Raw genomic sequence first — 25,282 nt, 5'->3', positions numbered from 1 at the left:
ATGCACAAGAATCTACAATATCCAGGACAGTCATGTTCAATATCTCATTCTATTTTTAATGTGATTGGTTCCTTATCAAATCAAATTCGAGATGTTTTACCTGTCCTATAAATATACTAGCATCATCGTATCGAAAGTGATACGGCAACTTTCTATCGAATCAACAGAAAATTGTTTGAACAATATGTAAAAGAAAATGAAGAATTACATGCATATATAGATTCGTATTATCGCAAAAAGATGACTGAAGCTATTTATCGCCAGCAACTCATGACAATGAATGGGAAAAATGGAGCTGTGTGTGCATTTATCTATCATTTGATTCCATTATTTGGTAGACAAGTTAAAAAAGGTATATTTATTGATTTGCAAATCACGAACGATGATATTGCCAATTTCTGTGGGGTATCCACAAGAAACAGTGTCAATCGTATCTTGCGTGGGTTAAGAGAAGAAAACGTTATTACGATGGTATATCATAAAATCTTAATTTTAGATGTAGATTATTTAAAGCGCTATGTACAGTAAAAGGAGCTAATTAATGAAAGAAGGCCAGTGAACATTGGCCTTCTTTGTTTATATATTATATTAAGAAATTGGTTTTGGAGAAGATGAATTTAAAAATTTAAAAATGACCGAATTATCTGGTTTAGAACTTTATTGGCATGACAAAACAGACTATTGGTAATAGCCTTGTTTAGTATGGAGTTCTTATTGGTTACATCCTTCTTTTATACATTCGCATCATTTCATCAATACATCTTTTTCTGTATGTTCTGTCATTCTTTGCGTTTTCCAAAGGATTATAGGTATACTGCATAATGGCTCCGCATTTACATTGGATTGGGTCTTAGGTTAAAAGAATCAATCAAGTGTGTGCGGTATCTGAATTTATTGAGTCTGTTTTTTAATTTCTTTCTAGTTTCACGAGAATAATCCTTATTCTTTAAGATTTTAAGAAGTGCATGAACTTTATCCAATGTTTTCTTAGATGCATTGGCATAGAATCTATAATATCGAGTGGTTAAGAAATGATAGTCTGGAATATATATAATAAGGTGGTTTATAAAGTTGATTACAATTTCGGATAAACTTATTAATGGAACCGTGGCTACACAGTTAACAGCATCACTTTTGGCAGTAAGCTGTATTACTGTAACATTTTGTGTAAATCTGACTATGGTACAAGACAAGGCAAATGGAACAAGGAAAGATTTTGATGTTTCGCCGGTCAGCAAGCGAAAAATTTATTTAGGATATTTCCTCTCAACAGTTGCTAATTCTTTGATGGTCAATGGATTTGCATTCATATTATGCTTGGGATATTTATTTAAAATGGGATGGTATATGAATATAGCAGATGTAATATGGGTTTTATTTGATATGATATTGTTTGTTTTATTTGGAAGTACAATTTCAAGTATTATTAGCTTTCCGTTGACAACACAGGGACAGCTTTCGGCTGTGGGAACAATTGTTAGTGCAGGATATGGATTTATATGTGGCGCTTATATGCCAATTTCAAATTTTGTTTCGGTGCTTCAAAAGGTGTTGTCGTATCTTCCAAGTACATATGCCACTTCATTGATTAAGAATCATATACATCGAGGAGTTTTTAGCGAGATGGAGAGGAAACAGTATCCGAATGAAATGATTGAAGCATTAAGAGACACTCTTGATTGTAAGCCCGTTTTTCATGGAAATGTGGTAAGTGTAAATCAGATGATTGGTATTATGATTGGAAGTATTGTTTTATTTGGAGTTATTTATTTTCTTGTTACATCGATTTTAGAAGGTGAAGACAAAGGGTAAATAACATTATCTTAGAGGATAAAAGTAGAAATGAGTGGAAGCCCAAGGTTGAATGGAGAAATGAATAGTAGAAATTTTCAGGAGGAATGAATCATGAATTACATTCGAGTGACAAAAGAAAATATTGATAAAGAACATATTTGTTGTGCTATGTCTGGTAAGCAAAGTCTTGCCAAAAAGGAATGGATGAAGCAGCGCTTTGATGAGGGACTTGTTTTTTATCGTAGTGAAGAGCGTGGCAAGTGCTTTATCGAATACATTCCAGCAGAAAATGCCTGGGTACCCATTGAGGCAGATGGCTGGTTCTATATCAACTGTCTATGGGTTTCCGGTTCTATGAAGGGACATGGGTATTCTAATGATTTATTGGAGGAATGTATCCGGGATGCCAAAATGCAGGGGCGAAAAGGAATTTGCATTTTGTGTGCAGAAGGCCGGAAGAGGGAATTTCTTGCCGATCCAAAGTTTCTGAATCACAAAGGATTCAAGGTTGCAGATATATCGGACTGTGGAATCAATCTCATGTATCTTCCTGTTGAAAAGGATGCCCAGCCTCCAAAATTTAGAGAATGTGCGAAACATCCTACGATTGAGAAAACTGGTTTTGTCCTCTATTACACCGACCAGTGTCCGTATACCTATTATTGGGTGTCAAGGGTGCAGCAAGTGGCAAAGGAACATGGCATTATGTTTAAGGTCATTCATATTATGGACAAAGAAAGTGCTCAGAATGTCCCTGCACCAGTCACTACGTATGCTTTATTCCAAAATGGTAAATTTTTGACCCAGTCCATTCAGTCAGATAAAAAATTTCTGGCATTGGCAGGCATTTTGGAGTGAGGTACTTCTTGTACGCGAGAAAATGGAGGTAAGAATGAAAGCTATCGTATATACATCAAATGCTGGATGTACAGTAGATGATAGTGTTGTGTAGACGATTATCACAAAATATACGTATGCAATTTGTTGCTAAACTTATATAGCAAGAAAAAAGGGATGTGAAGAACAAGTTGAAATTTACGATTACGATATGTTCATAGTGTGCATTTAGGCGTTAGAAAGGATAAAGAGTGGCTTCAAGTAAAGATTATTTACAATTTATATTAGAGCAGTTATCGGATTTAGAGGAATTTATTTTTCTCGCAATGATGAAAGGATAGATCAAATATTACCTGAGTAGAATTGTTGGAGGTATATATGATGACAGGTTACTTGTAAAATAAACACAATGTGCGGTTTCTTATATTGGAACTGTGACTTACGAATTATCGTATGAAGGAGCAAAAGAGATGTTGTTAGTAGAAGATGTTGACAGTAAAGAATATCTATCTGGACTCTTCAATGCAATGTATGATGAATTGCCGGTTCCTAAATCACACAACAAAAAGAAATCTTTGAATAATCAGTAATTGTGAAAGTAGAAAAAATTATGGGAAATAAAAAAACACTCATCAGAGTGTCAGTTTAATAGATGTACTGAAGTATGTTTATGTTTCTGTTCAAGGTTTATAGACGTTTATTAAAATAAGCTTTTTACAGTTTTCTTTACAATTTTTGAAATTGTAAAGTATAAAAAAGACTCTGAAACCCTCTAAATAAAGGACTACAGAGTCTTAAGTTTCAAACTGGCAGGGGTAGTAGGACTCGAACCCACATCAACGGTTTTGGAGACCGCTATCTTAGCCTTTGGACGATACCCCTAAGTGCCTGTTAATGATATCATGAATTAAATGGTTGTGCAAGACTTTTTTTTGAAAAATCTCAATTGACAATAATATGAGGGTTACTTATAATTAATTAGGTATTGTAAAGAACATACCTAAAAGGAGGCTCTTATGTCAAGCCAAGTAGTTGTAGGTACCCAATGGGGCGATGAGGGTAAAGGAAAAATCGTCGATGTTTTAGCAGAAAAGGCGGATATGATCGTTCGTTTCCAAGGTGGAGACAACGCAGGTCATACAGTCATTGTAAATGGTAAGAAACATGTATTGCACTTATTACCAAGTGGTGTTCTACATGAAGAAGCAACTTGTATCATTGGTCCAGGAGTTGTTTGTAACCCATTCGTATTATTAAAAGAAATGGAACAATTAGAAAAAGATGGTTTGTCAACTAAACACATCATTATTAGTGACCGTGCACAGATGTTAATGCCATATCATCAATATCAAGATGAATTAGAAGAGCAAGCAGCATCTAATAAAATCGGAACTACAAAACGTGGAATTGGTCCATGTTATGCAGATAAGTATGCTCGTCACGGTATTCGTTACCATGAATTTAAAGATTTTGAACATTTTAAAGTTCGTTTAAAAGACTGTTTAGATTTTAAAAATAAATTATTTACCGCTGTTTATGGTGGAAAAGCAATGGATTACGATAAGATGGTAGCTGATTTTGAAGCTATTTATGATCGTATTGTCCCTATGATCCAAGAAACAACACACTTAGTCAATGAAGCATTGGATGAAGATAAGACAGTATTGTTTGAAGGGGCGCAGGCAGCTATGCTTGATATCAACTATGGAACATATCCATATGTAACTTCTTCAAGTCCAACAAGTGCTGGTGTTACTACAGGTGCTTGTATTGCACCAAGTCGTATTCAGACTGTTGTAGGTGTAGTAAAAGCATACTCAACACGTGTAGGAGAAGGACCATTCGTAACGGAATTATTAGATGAACAAGGTGAATGGATTCGTGAACACGGTGGAGAATATGGAGCTACTACAGGTCGTCCTCGTCGTTGTGGATGGTTAGATCTATTAACTGTAAAACACGCAAACTTAATGAATGGATTAACCGATATCGTTATCACTAAGATTGACGTATTAGATGGTTTGGATGAAATCAAGGTTTGTGTTGGATACGAAATCGATGGTAAAGAATATAATTATATTCCTAGTGATCAGGCAGATGTTGCCAAGGCAAAACCAATCTATAAGACTTTCAAAGGTTGGAAGACAGATATCACTAAGATGACTACAGTCGATCAATTGCCTCAGGAATGTTTAGACTATGTACACTTCATTGAAGAGTTTACTGGCGTACGTGTTTCTATGATTTCTGTAGGACCAGATCGTGTTAATAATATTTACGTACATGAGATCAAGTAATTTGATCTCTTTTTTGATAATACAATGGTGGTAATGTTTTGATGATACCTGATATAATTCATGGATATATAGCAGAGATTGAATGTGGAAAAAGTGGATTAGCACTAAGCCATGAAATTCGAGATATGGAAGAATATGTTACGAACTTGAGTGGGAAACAAAATTTAAGATATGATGGTTGTATTGACGAGGGTATAAGAAAGTAGGGGATCGAATGAATAAAAAATATTTTTTCTTTGACATTGATGGCACTTTAACTGATCGAAAAACCGGTAAAATCGTACCAAGTGCACAAGTGGCATTAAATGAACTTCAAAAGGCAGGACACTTTGTAGCAATTGCGACAGGTCGTGCTCACTATAAAGCGCGTAAGTTTATGGAAAGTGTGGGTCTTCATGATATGGTTTGTTGCGGTGGTGGCGGATTAGTCATTCATGATGAATTGGTTCAAAATATTCCTTTAGATTTAGAAAAATCAAAGGCAATTGCCAAACAAGCATTATCTTTGGGATATGGTGTTTTATTTGCGTTAGATGATTCAATTAAGGTATATACTCAAGATCATACGTTTCAAAAACAAGTAGGTGATCGTAAGGAACCTACGGAATATATTTATGATGGAAATTTGGATGTAGACAAGTTGGATGTTATTTACAAAATGTATATTTCCATCCCAAAAGACAAAGAATCCGAATTGACTTTAAAGGATACATTAGGAAATATGCGTTTTGTACCCGATTATTTAATGTTTCAATATGATGCGAAACACCAAGGAATCTTGGATATGATGCAGCATCTTGGTGGTGATTTAAAAGATGTAGTGGTCTTTGGTGATGATACGAATGATATGGTTATGTTTGATCCGCAATGGACAAGTGTAGCCATGGGCAATGCGTGTCAAGAATTAAAGGATATCGCAACTATAGTCACTGATGCCAACGTAGATGATGGAATTTATAATATTTGTAAGAAAATGGAGTGGATTTAAGGCTCTAAAAAGACATTTTTTTGATTTTTATTCGAAAAAGTGTCTTTTTTTACGTATATGAGTATGTAGAAAATCTCTACTAGAAAAGAGGTGCTCATGCGTAGCGCAAATTTATTAAATGATTTCGCCTTCAAGTATGTTTTTGGCGAAGATTGTAAAGAGGCTAATGATGCCTTAAAATCATTACTTACGGTATTTTTAGAAAGGAAAGTCCATCATGTGGTTGTTAAAAATTAAGAAATGGATATCGTAGCCACTTTTATGGTGGCTTTTTTTATTTCCGCTTTAAGTGGAAAAAGAAGATTTGAGAATTATAGTGTGAACATTTAGTATATAGATAACAATTTGGTCGACAAAAATTGTATACGAGGAGAGCGAAAATGGAAAAAATTCAAAACGTACTTATGAAGTATTTGATGCCAATTGCGAACAAGCTTGAACAACAAAAACACATTCAAGCAATCAAAGATGGTATCGTTGCTTCAGTGCCTATTATTATTGTTGGGTCATTCTGTACTATTTTCTTAGGTATTGCCAACCTTTTAGGAAGTGGACCCGTTTATGATTTTTTAAATGCAAACATGGGAGTTTTGACATATGCATCAGCATTCACAACGGATATGCTTGCGGTATATGCGACATACTTTATTGCGAAGACTTTATCTGAAAAATATGATTTAAAGGGAAGCCAACCTGCTGTTACTGCTTTAGTTGTTTTCTTCATTCTTTGTGCTGTAGTCAAAGATGGTCAACTAAATACATCTTATTTAGGATCCACTGGATTATTTACTGGTATTGTTGCAGCCCTATTTACAGTTGAAATTTATCACATTTGTTACGAGCGTAAATGGTATATTAAAATGCCAGAAAGTGTACCACCAATGGTACAAGATAGCTTTGCAGCCTTAGTGCCATTAGTATTAAATACAATTATCGCCGTTGCAATCGCAAATCTTTCATTGACTTTTGGAAAGGTTGCATTCCCACAATTGATCATGAATGTATTAGCACCAGCTGTAACAGGTATGGATACACTACCAGCTTTATTGATTGTGATGTTCTTAACTCAGTTATTATGGTTCTTTGGATTACATGGACCAAGTATTACTTCTGCTGTATGGGCAACTTTTGCGATTGCGTATGGAGCTGAAAACATTGCGGCATATACAGCAGGACAACCTGTTCAACATATTTTTACGTTTGGATTATTCTATGGTATATTATGCGTAACAGGATCTGGTTTAACATTAGGATTAAATATTTTAATGATGAGATCAAAGGCAAAATCATTGAATTCAGTAGGTAAAGTATCCATTATTCCAAGCTTGTTTGGAATCAATGAACCATTAATTTTTGGTACACCAATTATCTTGAATCCATTTATGTTTATTCCATTTGTGTTCGGACCATTGATCTGTACAGCAATTGTATATTTAACAATGAATTTAGGCTTAGTCGGTAAACCAATTGCCAATCCTCCAGGATTCTTGCCTCCAGGAGTAAGTGCATTCTTAATGACATTAGATTGGAAGTCTGTAGTCCTAGTATTTGTATTGTTGATTCTACAAACTGTGTTCTATTATCCATTCTTTAAGATGATGGAAAAAGAAGAGCTACAAAAAGAACAAGCTTTAGAAAAATAGGAAGAGAAACATGTTAACAGCTAGACAATTAAAAATTATAAAATTGATTATGAATAATCCGGGGATTCATGGAAAAGAAATATCCGAAAATCTAAATGTGTCAACACGAACTATACGTAATGAAATTACATTTATGAATGATGTGACAAACTGTATATTAATACGTTCGAGTACCAAACAAGGATATATGATCAATGATGAGCACCTAGATATTATTCATAACATAGTCAATCAGGATAATGAAAATATGGATCTAGCTGTCTATCGTATTTACAAAATTATAGGTAAAATACTATTCTTTGAGGATTGCAGCATATATGATTTATCTGAATTATTAGGTTTATCCGATTCTGTAATCCGCAAAGAAATCAATAAAGTGATTCAGTTTTTGTTGAAAAACTACAATGTGGAATTATTCAAACTAAAAAAAGATGAGTGTGTCATTTTATTAGAAGAAAGTGAAATTCGTGAACTTCTTTTTAAAATCGTAAAAGATATGGCACTCGAAAATCCAGATGCATTAATGGACATTCTTTATATGCTTCTAAGTGATTCGTGGGTTATGAAATATTATAAATCCACAAAGGAAGATGTAATCAAAATCATGAATGGAGAACAAGTCTATTTATCAGAAACGGACTTATCCATTTTTGCAGCATGCATCTTGATATGTCGAGTACGAAATTTAAATGGATACAACCTAGAGGATAATCAAATAAGTTCTCCCGACGATCTTTATACTCGTGTCATTACTAAATTATGTATGCAGTCGTCTTATTTAGAACAGGCTGATAATCCAATTCTATATAATCTTTTACATACATTTAAAATGAAATCAACGGATGAAGTACCTGAAATCACAGATTTTACAATGCTTGTATTTGATGAATTCTGTAATGAAGTATTTGATAAATATTCAATCAACTTAAAGGAATCGGAAGCTTTATCTAGTAAAATGCTTTTGCACATAGAATTTATGAATCGACGAGTTATTGGTGGATATGAATTAAAAAATCCCATTGTGGATGATGTTAAGACAAAGTTTCCATTTGCGTTTGAAATCAGTATGATGATTGTTCCTATTCTTTTCAAATACAAACGTGTTTATGTTACAGAAGATGAAATTTCATATTTAACTGTATATGTGGCACAATTTTTAGAGAATGAAAATGTAAAACTTAAAACAATCGTTATCACGAGTCAGCGCCATAGTGTTAAACAATTGTTGACACAATGGCTTGAAATGTATTTTAAAAACCAGATTGTGATTGTGGATATCATAAATAAGGAAGCTTTGAAAAAAATGGATCTTACATCCATTGATCTAGTCATTACGTTAGATTCATTTCTGATCTTAAAAGATGTTGAAGTATTTAGTATGGATAAGCTGCCAGAAATCAAAGATATTGAACGATTGAATTCAATGATCCACATGATTCGTATGAATAAACGTGTTTCGAAGATATTAGATTGTTATATTCAAAAAGAACATGTAAAGGTATATCCAGATACAACAGAGCTACCTGAACTTTTACAAGATATGTCTAAAAAGTTGCACGATTCAGGATTTATATCCGATACAAAAGGATTTTATGAAGATGTTTTGTTGAGAGAAAAGAATTATCCAACGAATTTAGGATCACGGATGATGGTTCCACATGCCCTGTTTACATTTGCCGATAAAACAGGTATAGAAGTGGCCTTGTTGAAAAAACCATTTGAACATCATGGAAATCAAGTGCAGCTCGTATTCTTATTAGCACTCGAAAAGAAACGAAACGATGAAATGAACTTGTTGTTTCAATTCTTTAACCAAATTGTATCACACAAAAAATATATGCATCAGCTTCTTCAAAGTGAAGATAGCGATGCCTTCATTAAAAACTTATATAGTTTTAAATTGTTAGAGTAAAAAGCAATAAAATCAAACATAATATATGTATCAATTTATTGTCTTATGAAAAGAAAGTGAGATAGTAAAATGAAGAAATTTTCAATTGTTATTGCAGGTGGGGGAAGTACATATACTCCAGAAATTATTTTAATGTTGTTAGACAACTTAGATCGTTTACCATTAAGAAGTATCAAATTATATGATAACGATGAAGAACGTCAAAATCATGTCGCAAAGGCGTGCGAAATCTTGATCAAAGAAAAAGATCCAACGATTGAATATGTCGCAACAACAGATCCTGAAGTAGCCTATACAGATGTTGACTTTGTATTAGCACACATTCGTGTAGGTAAGCTTGAAATGCGATCTTTGGATGAAAAGATTCCATTGAAGTATGGTGTTGTTGGACAAGAAACATGTGGTCCTGGTGGAATGGCTTATGGATTACGAAGCATTCCGGGAGTATTGGAAAACATTGAATATATGGAAAAATATTCACCAAATGCGTGGATGTTAAATTATTCCAATCCGGCTAGTATTGTAGCAGAGGCATGTCGTCGCTTTAAACCAAACTCAAGAGTTATTAATATTTGCGATATGCCAATTGGTATGGAGCATACAATTGCACGTATTTTAGGTTTCAAAAGCCGTAAAGAAATGTGCATCCGTTATTATGGATTGAATCATTTCGGATGGTGGACATCAATCAAGGATAAGGATGGAAAAGAATATATTCAAGACTTGATTGCACACCAGTTAAAATATGGAAACTGTTTAGCCGATGATGATGCATCAAATTATACAGACAGCTCATGGTTTGATACAGCTAAAAAGGTAAAGGATATTATTGCGATTGATCCAACGATGTGTCCAAATTCATATTTCCAATATTATTTGTTTGGAGATGATATGGTGGCACATACAGATCCAAATTATACTCGTGCTGATCAAGTTGTGGATACAAGAGAAAAACGTGTATTTGGCGAATGTGCTCGTATTGAAAAAGTAGGTACCGCAAAGGATACAACACTACAAATCGGTATCCATGCTGAATTTATCGTAGATTTAGCAACGGCCTTAGCATTTAATACACATGAAAGAATGTTGTTGATTGTTCCAAATAACGGAGCGATTTCAAACTTTGAAAAGGATGCTATGGTTGAAATTCCATGTATTGTTGGAAAAGATGGATATGAACCATTGACTGTGGGTGAAATTCCACATTTCCAAAAGGGATTGATGGAACAACAAGTAAATTGTGAAAAGCTTGTTGTCGATGCGTATGAGCAGCACAGTTATTTAAAAATGTTACAGGCATTAACTTTAAATAAATGTGTTCCAAATGCCAATGTGGCAAGAAAAATTTTAGATGATTTTATTGAGGCAAATAAAGCATATTGGCCAGAACTAAAATAGAAAGAGGAAATCAAAATGAAAATATTGTTATGCTGTAATGCAGGAATGTCAAGTTCAATTCTTGTGAAAAAAATTAGAGATGTTGCTGAAAAAACAGGTGAAGACATTGAAGTGAGTGCAGTAGCTAATGCTTCAATTAAGAACGAAGTGGGTAAATGGGATGTATGCTTAGTAGGTCCACAATTGGTTTTTGCGGTTGATTCAATTCATCAACAATTAAATATTCCAGTTGCAAGTATTGAACCTAGAGTATACGCGATGGCAGATGGAGCTGCTGCTATTGAAATGGCAAAAAAATTATTGGGGTAATATGGCTAACGTTGAACAAATATCACAAGTTGCTATGCAGGTCATCACATATGCCGGTTTAGCAAAGTCAAGTTATTTAGAAGCTCTTAAATATTATCGTGAAAACGATCAAACAGCTTACGAACAATCAATGTCAAACGGAGATGAAAACTTTTCACCAGCCCACGAAGCTCATCTTCAATTGTTACAGCAGGAAATGAATACGCAAGAACCACAAATCACAATGTTGATGGCGCATGCGGAAGATCAACTTATGTCAGCAGAAACAATAAAGACTTTGATTCAGGAAATAATTTTATTAATAGAAAGTAGAGGCAAATAAAGTGACAATTTGGGCAGACATTAAGACAAAGAATGGCTTTGCATCGGACGAAGTACAATCTTCATTACAGAAGTATATTCGTCGTGCAAAAGTTGAAGAAGCTTGTCAAGCAGCCTATGAATTATATACTTCAGGACCTGTCTTCTTAGACAAAATGTGGTCTCGTCTAGAAACGATTGCAGTTGAAGATGTTGGATTTGGAGATTTAAATGTTCCAGTTTTAATTCATGCACTAGATCAGATGCGTAAAAACTTCCCGTACAATGATGGAGATCAACCTATGTATTTTATTCATGCGATTCGCGTGCTTTGTACATGTACAAAGGATCGTTCAAGTGATTATTTGAAAAATATCATTATTAAGGAATCCGCTATGGGAAAAGTGATGGAAGTACCAGATATCGCCTTGGATAAACACACAAAACGTGGACAAGAAATGGGACGTGGATCGAAACACTTCTTTGAAGAAGCCACAAAGGTGATTCCACAATTAGAAATCGATAATGATTATCGTGAACGCTATGGAAAGATTCTTGAAACATATGACCCAGATCATGTTGTTGAGAATGCATTCAAATATAGTTCAGAACAATATTAATGGAAAGTGAGTGTAAGAGAATATGTCATATAATATTTGGGCTGCCGCAAAAACAAGAAATGGCTTAGCCGCAGATGAAGTGATTTCTACACTTCAAAAAAGCATTCGACGCAATAAGGTAGAAGAAGCATGTCAAGCTGCTTATGAATTATATATCACAGGACCTTTGTTTTTAGATAAGCTATGGCGTCGCTTACTAACAATTTCAGTAGAAGATATTGGCTTTGGAAATTTACAGGCAGCTGTGCAAGTCAACACATTAAATGAAGTACGTAAATCGTATGCGTATGATGATGGGGATCAGCCAATGTATTTTATCCATGCGATTCGTTTACTTTGTGCAAGTACAAAAGATCGTTCAAGTGATTATTTAAAGAATATTATTATTAAAGAAGCGGCCATGGGAAAAGTCATGGAAGTTCCAGATATAGCCTTGGATAAACACACTCGACGTGGACAAGAAATGGGACGTGGATCAAAACACTTCTTTGAAGAGGGAACAAAGGTCATTCCTCAGTTGAAAATTGATAATGATTATCGTGAAAGATATGGTAAGATTTTAGAGAAGTATGATCCAAATAATGTTGTACCGAATGCATTTAAGTATAACCCAGGACAATATTAAGATTTAAAAGACCAGCTTTGACTGGTCTTTATTTTAGGAGGAAATTATGTCAACAGCACACAATAACGCAAATAAAGAAGATATCGCAAAAGTCGTTTTAATGCCAGGCGATCCTTTAAGAGCCAAATTGATTGCCGAGAATTTTTTAAAGAATGCCGTATTATTTAATGATGTACGAGGCATGCTTGGATATACAGGTACTTATAAAGGAAAAAGAGTTTCTGTCATGGGAAGTGGTATGGGAATGGCCAGCGTGGGAATTTATTCGTATGAACTTTTTAAATTCTATGATGTAGATGCCATTATACGAGTTGGTAGTACAGGAAGTTATTCTGAAAAATTACCAATGAAGTCTGTAGTTTTAGTCAAGGGAAGTTATTCAGAATCTACCTATGCCTTAGCACAAAGTGGCGATACGGATCGTATGCAATATCCAGATGAAGATTTAAATAAGTTGATTGAAAGTGTAAGTCAAGAAGTTTCGATTCCTGTTGTAAAGACAAATACACATTCTAGTGATGTTTTCTACTATGAAGGTGATTTAGAACAACCAGAAAAAATGGTTGAAGAGCAAGATGCACTTTGTGTCGAAATGGAAAGTTTCGCCCTATTCCACAATGCTAAGGTATTGAATAAAAAGGCAGCTTGTCTATTAACTGTATCTGATTCTTTATGCACAAATGAACATTTAAGTACTGAAGAAAGACAAACATCTTTTAATGAAATGATTACGCTTGCCTTAGAAAGTGCAATTCGCTTATGAAATACAAAAAAATAGTTTGTGTCGTTATTGATTCTTTTGGGATTGGACAAGCTACAGATGCCAAAGAATTTGATGATGCAGGTGCCGATACTTTTGGACATATCCTAGAATATCGCCCAGATTTAAAGATAGAGAATCTATATCAATTAGGTTTAGGAAATCTTCATCCAAGTGGTAAATCTTTACAATCAAAAGGCTATGCATTTAAGATGCATGAGGCAAGTTGTTCCAAAGATACAATGACAGGCCATTGGGAAATGATGGGAATTCATACGACAAAACCTTTTAAAACATTTACTGAAAATGGTTTTCCTGATGAATTGGTTCAGGAATTAGAAAGATTAACTGGCCATGTCTTTATTGGAAATAAAAGCGCAAGTGGAACGGAAATCTTAGATGAGTTGGCGATGGAAGAGATTCAATCGAACGGAAAGAAATTGATACTTTATACATCTGCTGATAGTGTTCTACAAATTTGTGGACATGAAAAAGTGACTGGATTAGATGAGCTATATCGAGTATGTCAGATTGCACGAGAAATAACTCTAAAACCAGAATACAAGGTAGGAAGAGTCATTGCTCGTCCTTATGTAGGAGATTCGGTGGGTCACTTTACACGCACTAGCAATCGTCATGATTATGCATTGTCTCCATCGAGTGAAACTGTTTTAGATGTGTTAAAATCTCATTCATTGGATGTGATTAGCATTGGTAAGATTCGTGATATCTTTAATGGTCAGGGAATCACAGAAAGTATTCATTCGACTTCGAGTCATGAGGGTATGCTTCAAACGATTGAAGAAATGAAAAAAGATTTTACAGGTTTATTATTTACGAACCTTGTGGATTTTGATGCCAAGTGGGGCCATCGAAGAAATGTTTCTGGATATGCTGATGAGCTTGAAGATTTTGATCTTTTATTAGGTCAGCTACTTGGTGTTATGGATTCAGATACACTATTGATCATTACGGCCGATCATGGAAATGATCCAACCTATAAAGGAACGGATCATACTCGAGAGTGTGTACCATGTTTAATGTATTCACCTAGTATGAAAGAACACGGAATATTGGACGATTCAAGTTCGTTTGGTGTTCTTGGTGCAAGTGTTTTAGATAACTTTGATTTATCAAAACCATCTGATTTGATCGGTGAGTCTATTCTTGATTTGACAAAATAGAAAAAAATATATTAACTTATTTTAGCGTTTTGGTATCCCCTATGAAACTGCCAAAACATAGGGGAGGTAATTTTTTATGAATAAAATGGAAAATATGGAAATCAAACAATTAGTGGTTTCTATGAGTTTGCCCATCATCATTTCGATGGTGATTCAAGCTTTATATAATATTGTCGACAGTATCTTTGTTGCCAAAATTTCAAGTGATGCACTAACCGCTGTATCTTTATGTTATCCGGTACAAACCATTATGATTGCGATTGCATGTGGTACAGCCGTTGGCTTTAATACACTACTTGCACGATACTTAGGTGAAAAGAAATTTGATTATGCGAATAATACAATGATGCATGGAATCTTGTTAGGATTTGTGAATGGACTTGTCTTTTTAGTTTTAGGTTTACTTTTTTCTAATGTCTTTTTATCTTGGTTTACGTCCGATTCAAATGTGGTTTCACTAGCCAATACGTATATTCGTATATGCACGATGTTTTCATTTAGTGTCTTTATACAAATTATTTTTGAAAGAATCATGCAGGCAACAGGAAATGCCATTTATAACATGGTTATGCAAGGAGCAGGAGCCATTATTAATATTATTCTAGATCCAATCTTGATCTTTGGATGGTTTGGTTTACCTGAAATGGGTGTTGCCGGAGCTGCCATTGCGACCGTTATTGGACAGTTTTGTGCCATGCTTATTGGATATGTTATTACGAAGGTAAAAATAAAAGAATTGGATATTCATATGCATAATTTTTCCTTTTCGATATCTATTCTACGTAAAATCTATAAAGTAGGTGTACCGGCCATCTTAATGCAGTCCGTATTAAGTTTTATGACTGTTTTTATGAATATGATTCTAGCACCAATCTCAGCTATGGCGATTACTGTCTTTAGTGTTTACTATAAATTACAGAATTTCTTGAATATGGCAGTGCTTGGAATTACCAATGCCTTGATTCCAATTGTTGCCTATAATAATGGGGCTAACAGAAAAGATCGAGCAATTGAAGCTATACAATTTTCTATGATTTTATCGATTTTCATTATGGCTGTAGGAACGATTGTATTTCAATTATTCCCAAAACAATTATTAGCCATGTTTAGTGCGAATGATCAGATGTATGGATTAGGAATACCCGCATTAAAAATCATTAGCTTAAGCTTTGTGTTTGCGGGTATCAGTATGGTTTTATGTGCTGCCCTCCAGGCTTTAAATAAGGCAAATACTTCGTTAGTGATTACTTTGGCTAGACAACTTGTCATTTTGATTCCATTGACATATGGCTTAATGAAGTTTTTTGGCATTCATGTAGGTTGGTATGCCTTTGTCGTTACGGAATTTATATGTACCATGTATTCATTATTTGAATGGAGAAAAATAAAAAGGTAGGATTTGCTACCTTTTTGCGTATTTAAATGTATACATACAAATAGATGTGGCAATGGCCACGTTTAGACTTTCAAAAGTTTCCATTTCAATTTTGACAATATGATTACTTAAATCAATTAATTCCTTACGTACACCTTGTCCTTCATTGCCAACTAGAATTGCGTATTTTTCACTTGGTTTAATATCTTGAAGATCCTTGTGATTGTCATGTAAAGCTGTGGCATACACTTCAATATTTCTTTCTTGAAGCTTTTTAATTTCTTCTACTAAATCCGTTTGGATAACAGGAATATAGAATAGGGCTCCTTGACTGGACTGAATCGTTTTTGGATTGTAGATATCGGCACACCCCTTTGACATATAAATGCAGTCAATGCCAAAAGAATGAGCGGTTCTTAAAATCGTACCAACATTTCCTGGATCTTGTACATTATCTAGTAATAGAATACTATTTTCTTTTTCCGGTTTTAAGTTTAATTTTTTACATACACCAATCATTTTAGAATTTGAATTCTGGTTTGACAATTTGTTTAATACTTGTTGCGTTACGGTTTCATAGTTAAACTCTATTGGACATTCGAGTCCTTCAAGGATAAATAATTCTTGTAGAGCATTTGCATTAAATGCTTCTTTAACCATATGTTCGCCTTCGACGAGAAATAGATTTGTCTTATCTCTTTCTTTTTTTTGAATCAGTTTGGCGTATTCTTTTATTTTTTTATTGTTTACAGATTGAATCATAAAAAAATATTACCATACTTCGGCTTGAAAAAAAACATGGACTTCGATATAATTTGAAATGTTAAAGCAATGAGAAGACATAGTAACTATTTAACGCTTAGATCAGAGAGTAAACCGATTGGTGAAAGGTTTATATGAGTAGGGATAGTGAATTCACCTTTGAGCAAGAGTTAAAACCTCTTCCGTTTCATACGGTTATCATGGTTAATTAAGTGTGTCTATCAAGACGAAGCAAGATGGTAACGCGGCAGTAGTCGTTCTTGCGTCGTCTTTTTTTGTTTTTAGGGAAAGGAAGAACAACATGAAAACAATCGAAGAGCTTTTGCAGGAAGCTACACAAAAAATTCAAGATGTCAAAGATTCATCTTCATTGAATGATTTACGTATCTTGTATCTAGGTAAAAAAGGACCTGTTCAAGAGTTAATGAAGGGTATGAAAGATTTGTCGAAAGAAGAAAAACCTATCTTTGGACAAAAGGTCAACCAGTTGAAACAAGATCTTTCTAAGATGATTGAAGAAAAGAAAGAACAATTGGCTGCTTTAGAAATGCAAAAAAAGATCGAATCCGAAAAGATCGATATCACTTTGCCAGGGCGTAAACCAGAACTAGGGAATGCACATCCATTAAATTTAGTGCGCCAGGAATTAGAAGATTTATTCATTGGTTTGGGATATCAGGTTATTGAAGGTGACGACATTGTCGATGATGAATATTGTTTTGAGAGAGCCAATATTCCTAAGGATCACCCAGCACGTGATATGCAGGACTCTTTATATATTGATCCAAATCGTTTATTAAGAACACATACAACGGCGATTCAGATGGTTGTGTTAGAAGAAAGTGCACCAAATCTTCCAATTAAGGTTGTATGTCCAGGTAAGGTATACCGTCGTGATGATGATGATGCGACTCACTCTCACCAGTTCATGCAGATGGAAGGATTGGTTATTGGTGAAAAAGTAACGTTAGCGGACTTAAAGGGAACTTTAGAATTTATGGCTAAAAAATTATTTGGTCAAGACCGTCAGATTCGTTTTAGACCAAGTTATTTCCCATTTACAGAACCAAGTGTAGAAGTGGATGTTTCTTGTCACATTTGTAACGGAAAAGGATGTCCAACATGTAAAGGTACTGGATGGATTGAAATTCTTGGAGCTGGTGAAGTACATCCAAATGTATTAAAAATGGCTGGCTATGATCCAGAAAAATGTAGTGGCTTTGCGTTCGGTGTAGGTATTGAGCGTGTTGCGATGTTGAAGTATGGCATTGATGATATTCGTCATTTCTATACAAACGATAAACGTTTCAATTCTACATTCAAACGTTATGAGTAGGAGGATTTAAGTATGCGTATTTCAAGAAAATGGTTTAATCAATTTATGGATGTACAAGATCTTTCTATTGAAGAAATGGCCAAACGCATTACCGATGCGGGTTTTGAAGTAGAAGGTATTGAACATTTATCGCAAGGAACAAACTTAGTGATTGGTCACGTTGAAACTTGTACAGAACATCCAGATAGTGATCACTTGCACTGTACAACTGTCAATGTAGGAAATGAAGTTGTCAATATTGTGTGTGGTGCACCCAATGTGGCTGCAGGACAAAATGTAATTGTTGCACTACCAGGTGCTGTTTTGCCTGGTGGAGAAATCAAGAATGGTGTGATTCGTGGAGTTGAAAGTAATGGTATGATCTGTTCATTACTTGAACTAGGGGTAGATCCAGCCAGTTTAGATGATGATCAAAAGAGTGGTATTGAAGTATTACCTGCGGATGCGCCTGTAGGAAATACAGATCCACTTGGCTATTTAGGTTTAGATGATGAAGTGTTAGATATTGGTTTAACACCAAATCGTAATGATTGTTTAGCTGCATTTAATATGGCAAAAGAAGCGGGTGCCATCTTAAATCGTGAAGTTAAACTACCAAAATATGAAGGGGCTAGTGATGTAGGTACACCTAGTAACTTGCATGTTGAAAGTACAACATCAAAATGTCCATTATTCTATGGAAAAGTGATCAACCACTTAACTATCAAAGAAAGTCCAAAATGGATGAAAGAATTATTGGCAGCTAGTGGTGTAAAATCAATCAATAACATTGTCGATATTTCTAATATCGTTATGTTGGAAACAGGGCAACCAATGCACTTTTATGATGCGAAATCATTGCCAAGTCAAAGTATTGTCGTAGCCGATGGCTTTGATGAAGAATATACAGCCTTAGATGGTGTGACTTATAAATTACAACCAGAAGATATCGTCATCACAAATCAAGGTAAACCAATCGGTATTGCCGGTGTTATGGGTGGAGATGATTCTAAGATTTTAGATACAACGGATTCAATTATTATTGAATGTGCTATTTTTGATCATGTTGCGATTCGTAATACAGCACGCCGCTTAAATCTTTCTACAGAAGCAAGCGTTCGCTACCAAAAGGGAATTGAGCCATTAGCTAGTAAAAAAGCATTGGATCGTGCCGTTCAATTGTTGATTGAATATGCGGATGCGACAGGTATTGAAGAAACAGTTCAATATGGACAAGTTCCTTATGAACCAAAATCAATTTCTTGTACTTTAGAAGCTATTAATAATCGTTTAGGTACTGACTTTAACTTAGATGAAGTTGTCGATGTATTTACACGTTTAGACTTTGAACCTGAAGTAACTCATGATTTGATTACTTGCCACATTCCAAGTTCAAGAACCGATATGGAAGGTATGGCCGATCTAAGCGAAGAAGTTATTCGTATGTTAGGGTACGATCGTTTGCCTAGTACACTTCCAGTTATGCCTATGACAGAAGGTAAATTAACATATAAACAACAATTGACTCGTCAGGCACGTCAATTCTTATGTGCTCAAGGTTTACAAGATTGTTTAACATATACTTTGGTTAGTACAGAAAAGAAAGACAATGCGATTTTTAATAATGATGAAGCAATCGAACTAGCTAGTCCTATGAGTGAAGAGCGTCGCTATATTCGTACAAGTATTTTGCCAAGCTTATTAGATGTTGTTTCTTATAACCGTGCTCGTAATATCAAAGATATCAATGTCTTTGAATTGAGTGATGTAGCTGGTGTAAGTGGTGCTAAAATGCATTTAGCTATTGCCATGAGTGGAAATTTACAACAAACTCGTTGGACAAGTGATGTAACACCAAGTGATTTCTATACATTAAAAGGTTTAGTAGAAGCTTTCTTTGAACAAATTGGTATTGCAGCTCAAAGAATTTCATTTGTAGAAAATGATATGGATACAACACACTTCCATCCATATCGTAGTGCTAAGATCATGTTAGGAAAAGATTGTATTGGATTATTAGGTGATATTCATCCTCAATATGGTAAGAATATTGTGATGGCTGAACTTGATTTTGATGCGTTGATCAATGTGAAAAAATCAAAAATCAAATTCACTCCGGTTTCAAAATATCCAAGTGTATCTCGTGACTTGGCATTCGTTTTAGATCGTACAATGCCGGTACAAAAGGTAGTGGACACAATCAATAAACAGGGTCGTTTAAATAAAGAAATGATCATTCGTGACGTAGAAGTATTTGATGTTTATGAAGGTGAACACGTAAGTAAAGATGAAAAATCAGTTGCGTTATCGATCACATTCCAGTCGGATTCTCATACATTAAAAGATGATGAAATCAACCAAGTGTTTGAAGCTATCCTTGAACATATTCAAAAAGATTGCAACGCAACGCTTCGTAGTTAAGAGATGTTTTTGACGTCTCTTTTCTTTTGTCTACAAAATCTTGTAAGGCGCTTACAAAAAGGCTAGAATAAGACATATAAGGAGATTTTTTTCTATGCAAAAATATATTTTAGCAATCGACCACGGAACAACAAGTACGCGTGCTGTTTTATTTGATAAGGCAGCCAACGTGGTTGAGATTGCTCAAAAAGAAACGACAATATCCTACCCACATCCAGGTTGGGTAGAACAAGATGCCAATGAGATTTGGTTGGCGTGTTTGGCCGTGATGAGCGAGGTCATCTTAAAAAGTAAGATCCGTCCAGAACAAGTGGCTGCCATTGGAATAAGTAATCAGCGTGAAACAAGTGTTTTATGGGATGCATCAACAGGGCTTCCTGTAAGTCCTGCCATTGTATGGCAATCTAAACAGACAAAGAGTATTTGCGATAGTTGGAAGGAAAAAGGGTATGAAGATGTTGTGAAGGCAAAAACAGGCCTTCGTATTGATCCTTATTTTTCAGCGAGTAAGATTCGTTTTATTTTTGATCAAAATCCAAATGTCTATGAAAAGGCAAAAAAAGGCGAAGTGCTATTTGGAACGATGGATAGCTGGATCGTATGGAAGTTATCGGGTTCTTTAACACATATTACGGATGTATCGAATGCGAGTCGTACTCTATTGTTTAATATTCATACATTATCTTGGGATGAAGAATTATTAGAAATGTTTGATATTCCTAGACAAATCTTACCGGAAGTCAAACCGACATCCTATGCATATTGTAAGACAGCTTCGTATCATTTTTTTGGTCAAGAAGTTCCGATTTGTTCCGTTGTAGGCGATCAGCAGGCGGCTTTATTTGGTCAAGGCTGCTTTAGTGCAGGCGGCATTAAGAATACATATGGAACAGGTGGTTTCATGTTGATGAATACAGGAGATAAAATTGTCGAATCAAAGAATGGTTTATTGTCGACGGTCGCTTGGCAAATTGGTAATCAAGTCAATTATGCATTAGAAGGAAGTATTTTTGTTTCAGGTAGTTTAATGAAGTGGCTTCGTGATCAGTTGCAGTTATTTGAAAATACGAAAGATACGCAGGGCATAGCAGAAAGTGTTGAAAATACAAATGGTGTCTATATTGTACCGGCCTTTGTGGGGTTGGGGGCTCCATATTGGGATGATGCTTGTCAGGCAACTATTGTTGGTTTAACTTTTGGAGCCAATAAAAATCATATTGTTCGCGCAGCCTTGGAATCTATGGCCTATCAGTCAAAAGATGTATTAGAGGCAATGAAGCAAGACAGTCAAATTGAGATTTCATCGATGAAGGTGGATGGTGGAGCTGCTGCCAATAATTTCTTGTTGCAGTTCCAGAGTGATCTACTTCAAATGCCTGTTCAACGTTTTAAGACCAATGAGTTAACGGCTTTAGGTGCAGCTTATTTGGCAGGACTTTCTTGTGGGTATTGGACACAAGATGAGCTTGGGGTAGATCTTCAAAAAGAGTTTGTGCCAGAAAAGAGCAAAGAAGAAATGGATAGCTTGTATTCAAACTGGAAAAAGGCGGTAAAAACTTGCCAGAGTTATAAATAAAAGTTAGAATATTGGCATGGAAATTTATACAAAAGAAGATTTTAAGCAAATATTTATCGACTTGGGCATTGAAAAGGGAAGTAAAATTTTATTAGAAGCAGATTTATCTCGTTATAGTGGTTTGGTGGGTAACTATCAAATGTTGATAGAGACACTGCAAGAATTAATTGGAGATACAGGTTTATTGTGCATGCCTTGTTTTTCGTATTCTTGTTTGGATCCTGCTTGTACGGATATGATATATCCTTTTGAAAAGTGGAAAGAAGTGCGTGAAAACTTGCCTGGCTACCATGTGATGTACACGCCTAGTGAAATCTATCAAGAGTGCACAAATTTGTTTTTGCACTATAAAGATGTATATCGTTCAAATCATCCTGTATATAGTTTTGCGTATTGGGGATGTTTTGATGAAAACCTTTTAAAGGTGGATGTCAATGATGCTCTAAGTTTTAAGGGAAGTCTTTCTTTCTTACATGAAAAAAAGGCCTGCAACCTTCTAATTGGTGTATCACCAGAAAAGAGTTTAATGGTGCGGGCACTTTCAAATGAGTATCAACTGGGTAAGACTGTTGTACAAAGAGCTTTTCTTCATTCGAAGCGTCAGTTGACAAAGTCATTCCTTGTTCAAATTGTAGATGATGACTTATCTAGAGATTTACTGGATGGTTTGACGGTTCTACAAAGTGATTCGAGTCTAGATGCTATCTTCGTACTTAGAAAAGGGGAATAAAGAATTCGCAAATCTTTTCTAAGGTGGCTTGGTCTTCTTTTGAGAAGTTATTAAATTCAAAAGAATCAATATCTAAGATGGCAACGAGTTTGTCATCTTTTTTTATAGGAATACAGATTTCTGAATTGGAAGCACAATCACAGGCAATGTGACCTGGAAATTTATGTACATCTTCAATTCTTTGTGTTTCTTGTGTTTTAGCACAAGTACCTACAACACCTTTTCCATATGGTATGCGTGTACAGGCGACTTTTCCTTGGAAAGGTCCTAGAATACATTCGTTGTTTGTTTCATCACAAATGTAGAAGCCTAGCCAATTGATGTTTTCCATTTCATGATAGAGTAGAGCTATTAAATTTGAAATATTTGTGATGTTTGGCAGTGTATCATCGATTAAATAACTGCATTGCTCAATTAAAATTTCATTCATTATTATCACCGTACTTATTTTACCAAAAAATGTATAAAATTAGTGACTTTTGTCATTGAAAAAAAGCTTTTTTTTAAGTACTATATAAATGTAAATAAAGCTTTTTTTAAAGGCTTGGGGAATTTGGGATTGATACTAATACTTCTGCAAGAATAACAGACAGTAAAATTGATAGCGCGAATCATTTTTAGTGTCAAAAACAAATTTTGACGGAGAGAAGATTTTAGTAGGCTTGACGGGGCTGAATGAATCTTCTTTTCTTTTTTTTTTAATTTTTTTAAAAAAGGGGTTTACAAGATGGAAATGATTTGGTAATATAGATGAGCACTGCTGAGGTGCAGATGATCTTTGAAAACTGAACAGGAAATAGAAATACAAACTAAAACGTCAATTTCGAAACAAACAAAGAATTGAAATAAAGATGTCAGAGACATCTGGGAGCTAAATCAAATGGAGAGTTTGATCCTGGCTCAGGATGAACGCTGGCGGCATGCCTAATACATGCAAGTCGAACGAGAGGAAGGAAAGCTTGCTTTCCTGAATCTAGTGGCGAACGGGTGAGTAACACGTAGGTAACCTGCCCATGTGCCCGGGATAACTTCTGGAAACGGATGCTAAAACCGGATAGGTAGCAGACAAGCATTTGACTGCTATTAAAGTGGCCTTGGCCATGAACATGGATGGACCTGCGGTGCATTAGCTGGTTGGTGAGGTAACGGCCCACCAAGGCGACGATGCATAGCCGGCCTGAGAGGGCGGACGGCCACATTGGGACTGAGACACGGCCCAAACTCCTACGGGAGGCAGCAGTAGGGAATTTTCGTCAATGGGGGGAACCCTGAACGAGCAATGCCGCGTGAGTGAGGAAGGTCTTCGGATCGTAAAGCTCTGTTGTAAGAGAAAAACGGCACTCATAGGGAATGATGAGTGAGTGATGGTATCTTACCAGAAAGTCACGGCTAACTACGTGCCAGCAGCCGCGGTAATACGTAGGTGGCGAGCGTTATCCGGAATGATTGGGCGTAAAGGGTGCGTAGGTGGCAGATCAAGTCTGGAGTAAAAGGTATGGGCTCAACCCGTACTGGCTCTGGAAACTGATCAGCTAGAGAACAGAAGAGGACGGCGGAACTCCATGTGTAGCGGTAAAATGCGTAGATATATGGAAGAACACCGGTGGCGAAGGCGGCCGTCTGGTCTGGATTCTGACACTGAAGCACGAAAGCGTGGGGAGCAAATAGGATTAGATACCCTAGTAGTCCACGCCGTAAACGATGAGAACTAGGTGTTGGGGGAATAACTCAGTGCCGCAGTTAACGCAGTAAGTTCTCCGCCTGGGGAGTATGCACGCAAGTGTGAAACTCAAAGGAATTGACGGGGGCCCGCACAAGCGGTGGAGTATGTGGTTTAATTCGAAGCAACGCGAAGAACCTTACCAGGCCTTGACATCCCTTGCAGAGGTATAGAGATATATCCGAGGCTATCAAGGAGACAGGTGGTGCATGGTTGTCGTCAGCTCGTGTCGTGAGATGTTGGGTTAAGTCCCGCAACGAGCGCAACCCTTGTGATATGTTACTAACATTGAGTTGAGGACTCATATCAGACTGCCGGTGATAAACCGGAGGAAGGTGGGGATGACGTCAAATCATCATGCCCCTTATGGCCTGGGCTACACACGTACTACAATGGCGTCTACAAAGAGCAGCGAACCTGTGAAGGCAAGCGAATCTCATAAAGGGCGTCTCAGTTCGGATTGAAGTCTGCAACCCGACTTCATGAAGCTGGAATCGCTAGTAATCGCGAATCAGCATGTCGCGGTGAATACGTTCTCGGGCCTTGTACACACCGCCCGTCAAACCATGGGAGTTGGTAATGCCCGAAGCCGGTGGCATAACCCAATTGGGAGTGAGCCGTCGAAGGCAGGACCGATGACTGGGGTTAAGTCGTAACAAGGTATCCCTACGGGAACGTGGGGATGGATCACCTCCTTTCTAAGGAGAAAGAAGAAA

The 25,282-nt window shown here is 36.0% G+C and carries 22 protein-coding genes, 1 tRNA gene, 1 rRNA gene and 1 pseudogene; 22 read left to right on the top strand and 3 right to left on the bottom strand.

From position 1 onward, the window contains the following. The first annotated feature begins 171 nt into the window (after positions 1 to 171). The 4 genes and pseudogenes from FYJ55_RS05960 to FYJ55_RS05945 all read left to right on the top strand — a co-directional run bounded on the left by FYJ55_RS05960 (position 172) and on the right by FYJ55_RS05945 (position 3,221). On the top strand, positions 172 to 528 hold the full coding sequence (locus FYJ55_RS05960) for a Crp/Fnr family transcriptional regulator (RefSeq protein WP_229771110.1): 357 nt from the start codon (positions 172 to 174) through the stop codon (positions 526 to 528). Between the two features lie 543 nt (positions 529 to 1,071). Beyond that, entirely contained in the window at positions 1,072 to 1,812 is a 741-nt protein-coding gene (locus FYJ55_RS05955) for an ABC transporter permease (protein ID WP_154556066.1), read from the top strand. A gap of 93 nt (positions 1,813 to 1,905) precedes the next feature. After that, complete coding sequence (locus FYJ55_RS05950) at positions 1,906 to 2,652, top strand: YoaP domain-containing protein (protein ID WP_154556065.1); 747 nt, start codon at positions 1,906 to 1,908, stop codon at positions 2,650 to 2,652. Between the two features lie 230 nt (positions 2,653 to 2,882). Beyond that, positions 2,883 to 3,221 (top strand): annotated as a pseudogene (locus tag FYJ55_RS05945) (TfoX/Sxy family protein). Between the two features lie 217 nt (positions 3,222 to 3,438). Here the strand turns inward: FYJ55_RS05945 and FYJ55_RS05940 are convergent. Beyond that, positions 3,439 to 3,513: transfer RNA gene (locus FYJ55_RS05940), tRNA-Trp, on the bottom strand. Positions 3,514 to 3,647: 134 nt separating this feature from the next. Between FYJ55_RS05940 and FYJ55_RS05935 the strand changes: the two genes are divergently transcribed. From FYJ55_RS05935 to FYJ55_RS05875, 13 genes are all read left to right on the top strand, one after another. Further along, positions 3,648 to 4,928, top strand: coding sequence for an adenylosuccinate synthase (locus FYJ55_RS05935; protein ID WP_154556064.1), 1,281 nt, complete (start codon positions 3,648 to 3,650; stop codon positions 4,926 to 4,928). A 214-nt stretch (positions 4,929 to 5,142) separates the two neighbouring features. Beyond that, positions 5,143 to 5,916, top strand: a complete 774-nt coding sequence (locus tag FYJ55_RS05930; protein WP_154556063.1) for an HAD-IIB family hydrolase — start codon at positions 5,143 to 5,145, stop codon at positions 5,914 to 5,916. Positions 5,917 to 6,012: 96 nt separating this feature from the next. Beyond that, entirely contained in the window at positions 6,013 to 6,153 is a 141-nt protein-coding gene (locus FYJ55_RS05925; RefSeq protein WP_154556062.1) for a hypothetical protein, read from the top strand. Positions 6,154 to 6,296: 143 nt separating this feature from the next. Continuing rightward, positions 6,297 to 7,559, top strand: a complete 1,263-nt coding sequence (locus FYJ55_RS05920) for a PTS sugar transporter subunit IIC (protein ID WP_229771109.1) — start codon at positions 6,297 to 6,299, stop codon at positions 7,557 to 7,559. Between the two features lie 10 nt (positions 7,560 to 7,569). Then, positions 7,570 to 9,471 carry a BglG family transcription antiterminator gene (locus tag FYJ55_RS05915; protein WP_154556061.1) on the top strand — a complete coding sequence of 634 codons (1,902 nt, stop codon included), beginning with the start codon at positions 7,570 to 7,572 and terminating at the stop codon, positions 9,469 to 9,471. Between the two features lie 69 nt (positions 9,472 to 9,540). Beyond that, the gene (locus FYJ55_RS05910; protein WP_154556060.1) at positions 9,541 to 10,869 is read left to right on the top strand and encodes a 6-phospho-alpha-glucosidase; all 1,329 of its coding nucleotides are present in this window, start codon (positions 9,541 to 9,543) and stop codon (positions 10,867 to 10,869) included. Between the two features lie 15 nt (positions 10,870 to 10,884). Next, positions 10,885 to 11,178: a PTS sugar transporter subunit IIB gene (locus FYJ55_RS05905; RefSeq protein WP_154556059.1), complete on the top strand. Its 294-nt coding sequence runs from the start codon at positions 10,885 to 10,887 to the stop codon at positions 11,176 to 11,178. A gap of 1 nt (position 11,179) precedes the next feature. After that, positions 11,180 to 11,500: a PTS lactose/cellobiose transporter subunit IIA gene (locus FYJ55_RS05900; RefSeq protein ID WP_154556058.1), complete on the top strand. Its 321-nt coding sequence runs from the start codon at positions 11,180 to 11,182 to the stop codon at positions 11,498 to 11,500. 1 nt (position 11,501) lies between these two features. Next, a complete protein-coding gene (locus FYJ55_RS05895; protein ID WP_326831848.1) occupies positions 11,502 to 12,098 on the top strand; it encodes a hypothetical protein in 597 nt (198 codons plus the stop codon). A gap of 22 nt (positions 12,099 to 12,120) precedes the next feature. Then, a complete protein-coding gene (locus FYJ55_RS05890; protein ID WP_154556057.1) occupies positions 12,121 to 12,723 on the top strand; it encodes an AAA family ATPase in 603 nt (200 codons plus the stop codon). A 46-nt stretch (positions 12,724 to 12,769) separates the two neighbouring features. Further along, positions 12,770 to 13,486, top strand: a complete 717-nt coding sequence (gene deoD / locus FYJ55_RS05885) for a purine-nucleoside phosphorylase (RefSeq protein ID WP_154556056.1) — start codon at positions 12,770 to 12,772, stop codon at positions 13,484 to 13,486. Continuing rightward, entirely contained in the window at positions 13,483 to 14,667 is a 1,185-nt protein-coding gene (locus tag FYJ55_RS05880) for a phosphopentomutase (protein WP_154556055.1), read from the top strand. Before deoD ends, FYJ55_RS05880 begins: the two co-directional genes overlap by 4 nt. A 76-nt stretch (positions 14,668 to 14,743) precedes the next feature. Next, the gene (locus FYJ55_RS05875; protein WP_154556054.1) at positions 14,744 to 16,063 is read left to right on the top strand and encodes an MATE family efflux transporter; all 1,320 of its coding nucleotides are present in this window, start codon (positions 14,744 to 14,746) and stop codon (positions 16,061 to 16,063) included. A 6-nt stretch (positions 16,064 to 16,069) separates the two neighbouring features. On the opposite strand, the gene FYJ55_RS05870 is transcribed toward FYJ55_RS05875, so the two are convergent. Continuing rightward, positions 16,070 to 16,804: a TrmH family RNA methyltransferase gene (locus tag FYJ55_RS05870; RefSeq protein WP_154556053.1), complete on the bottom strand. Its 735-nt coding sequence runs from the start codon at positions 16,802 to 16,804 to the stop codon at positions 16,070 to 16,072. A gap of 301 nt (positions 16,805 to 17,105) precedes the next feature. Here FYJ55_RS05870 and pheS point away from each other — a divergent pair, with 301 nt between their 5' ends. The 4 genes from pheS to FYJ55_RS05850 all read left to right on the top strand — a co-directional run bounded on the left by pheS (position 17,106) and on the right by FYJ55_RS05850 (position 22,846). Next, positions 17,106 to 18,140: a phenylalanine--tRNA ligase subunit alpha gene (gene pheS / locus FYJ55_RS05865; RefSeq protein ID WP_154556052.1), complete on the top strand. Its 1,035-nt coding sequence runs from the start codon at positions 17,106 to 17,108 to the stop codon at positions 18,138 to 18,140. A gap of 12 nt (positions 18,141 to 18,152) precedes the next feature. Continuing rightward, on the top strand, positions 18,153 to 20,540 hold the full coding sequence (gene pheT / locus FYJ55_RS05860) for a phenylalanine--tRNA ligase subunit beta (RefSeq protein ID WP_154556051.1): 2,388 nt from the start codon (positions 18,153 to 18,155) through the stop codon (positions 20,538 to 20,540). Between the two features lie 94 nt (positions 20,541 to 20,634). Next, a complete protein-coding gene (gene glpK / locus FYJ55_RS05855) occupies positions 20,635 to 22,116 on the top strand; it encodes a glycerol kinase GlpK (protein ID WP_154556050.1) in 1,482 nt (493 codons plus the stop codon). Positions 22,117 to 22,132: 16 nt separating this feature from the next. Next, on the top strand, positions 22,133 to 22,846 hold the full coding sequence (locus FYJ55_RS05850) for an AAC(3) family N-acetyltransferase (protein WP_154556049.1): 714 nt from the start codon (positions 22,133 to 22,135) through the stop codon (positions 22,844 to 22,846). On the opposite strand, the gene FYJ55_RS05845 is transcribed toward FYJ55_RS05850, so the two are convergent. Continuing rightward, positions 22,830 to 23,276, bottom strand: coding sequence for a GAF domain-containing protein (locus FYJ55_RS05845; RefSeq protein ID WP_154556048.1), 447 nt, complete (start codon positions 23,274 to 23,276; stop codon positions 22,830 to 22,832). The genes FYJ55_RS05850 and FYJ55_RS05845 overlap by 17 nt on opposite strands. A gap of 447 nt (positions 23,277 to 23,723) precedes the next feature. Between FYJ55_RS05845 and FYJ55_RS05840 the strand changes: the two genes are divergently transcribed. Next, a 16S ribosomal RNA gene (locus tag FYJ55_RS05840) occupies positions 23,724 to 25,264 on the top strand. The last annotated feature ends 18 nt before the right edge of the window (positions 25,265 to 25,282 follow it).

The organism is Holdemanella porci, assembly GCF_009696075.1.
GTDB classification, from domain to species: Bacteria; Bacillota_I; Bacilli_A; order Erysipelotrichales; family Erysipelotrichaceae; genus Holdemanella; species Holdemanella porci.
Note: the sequence above shows the minus strand (reverse complement) of the source record. Positions and strands in the feature narration are given on the sequence as shown.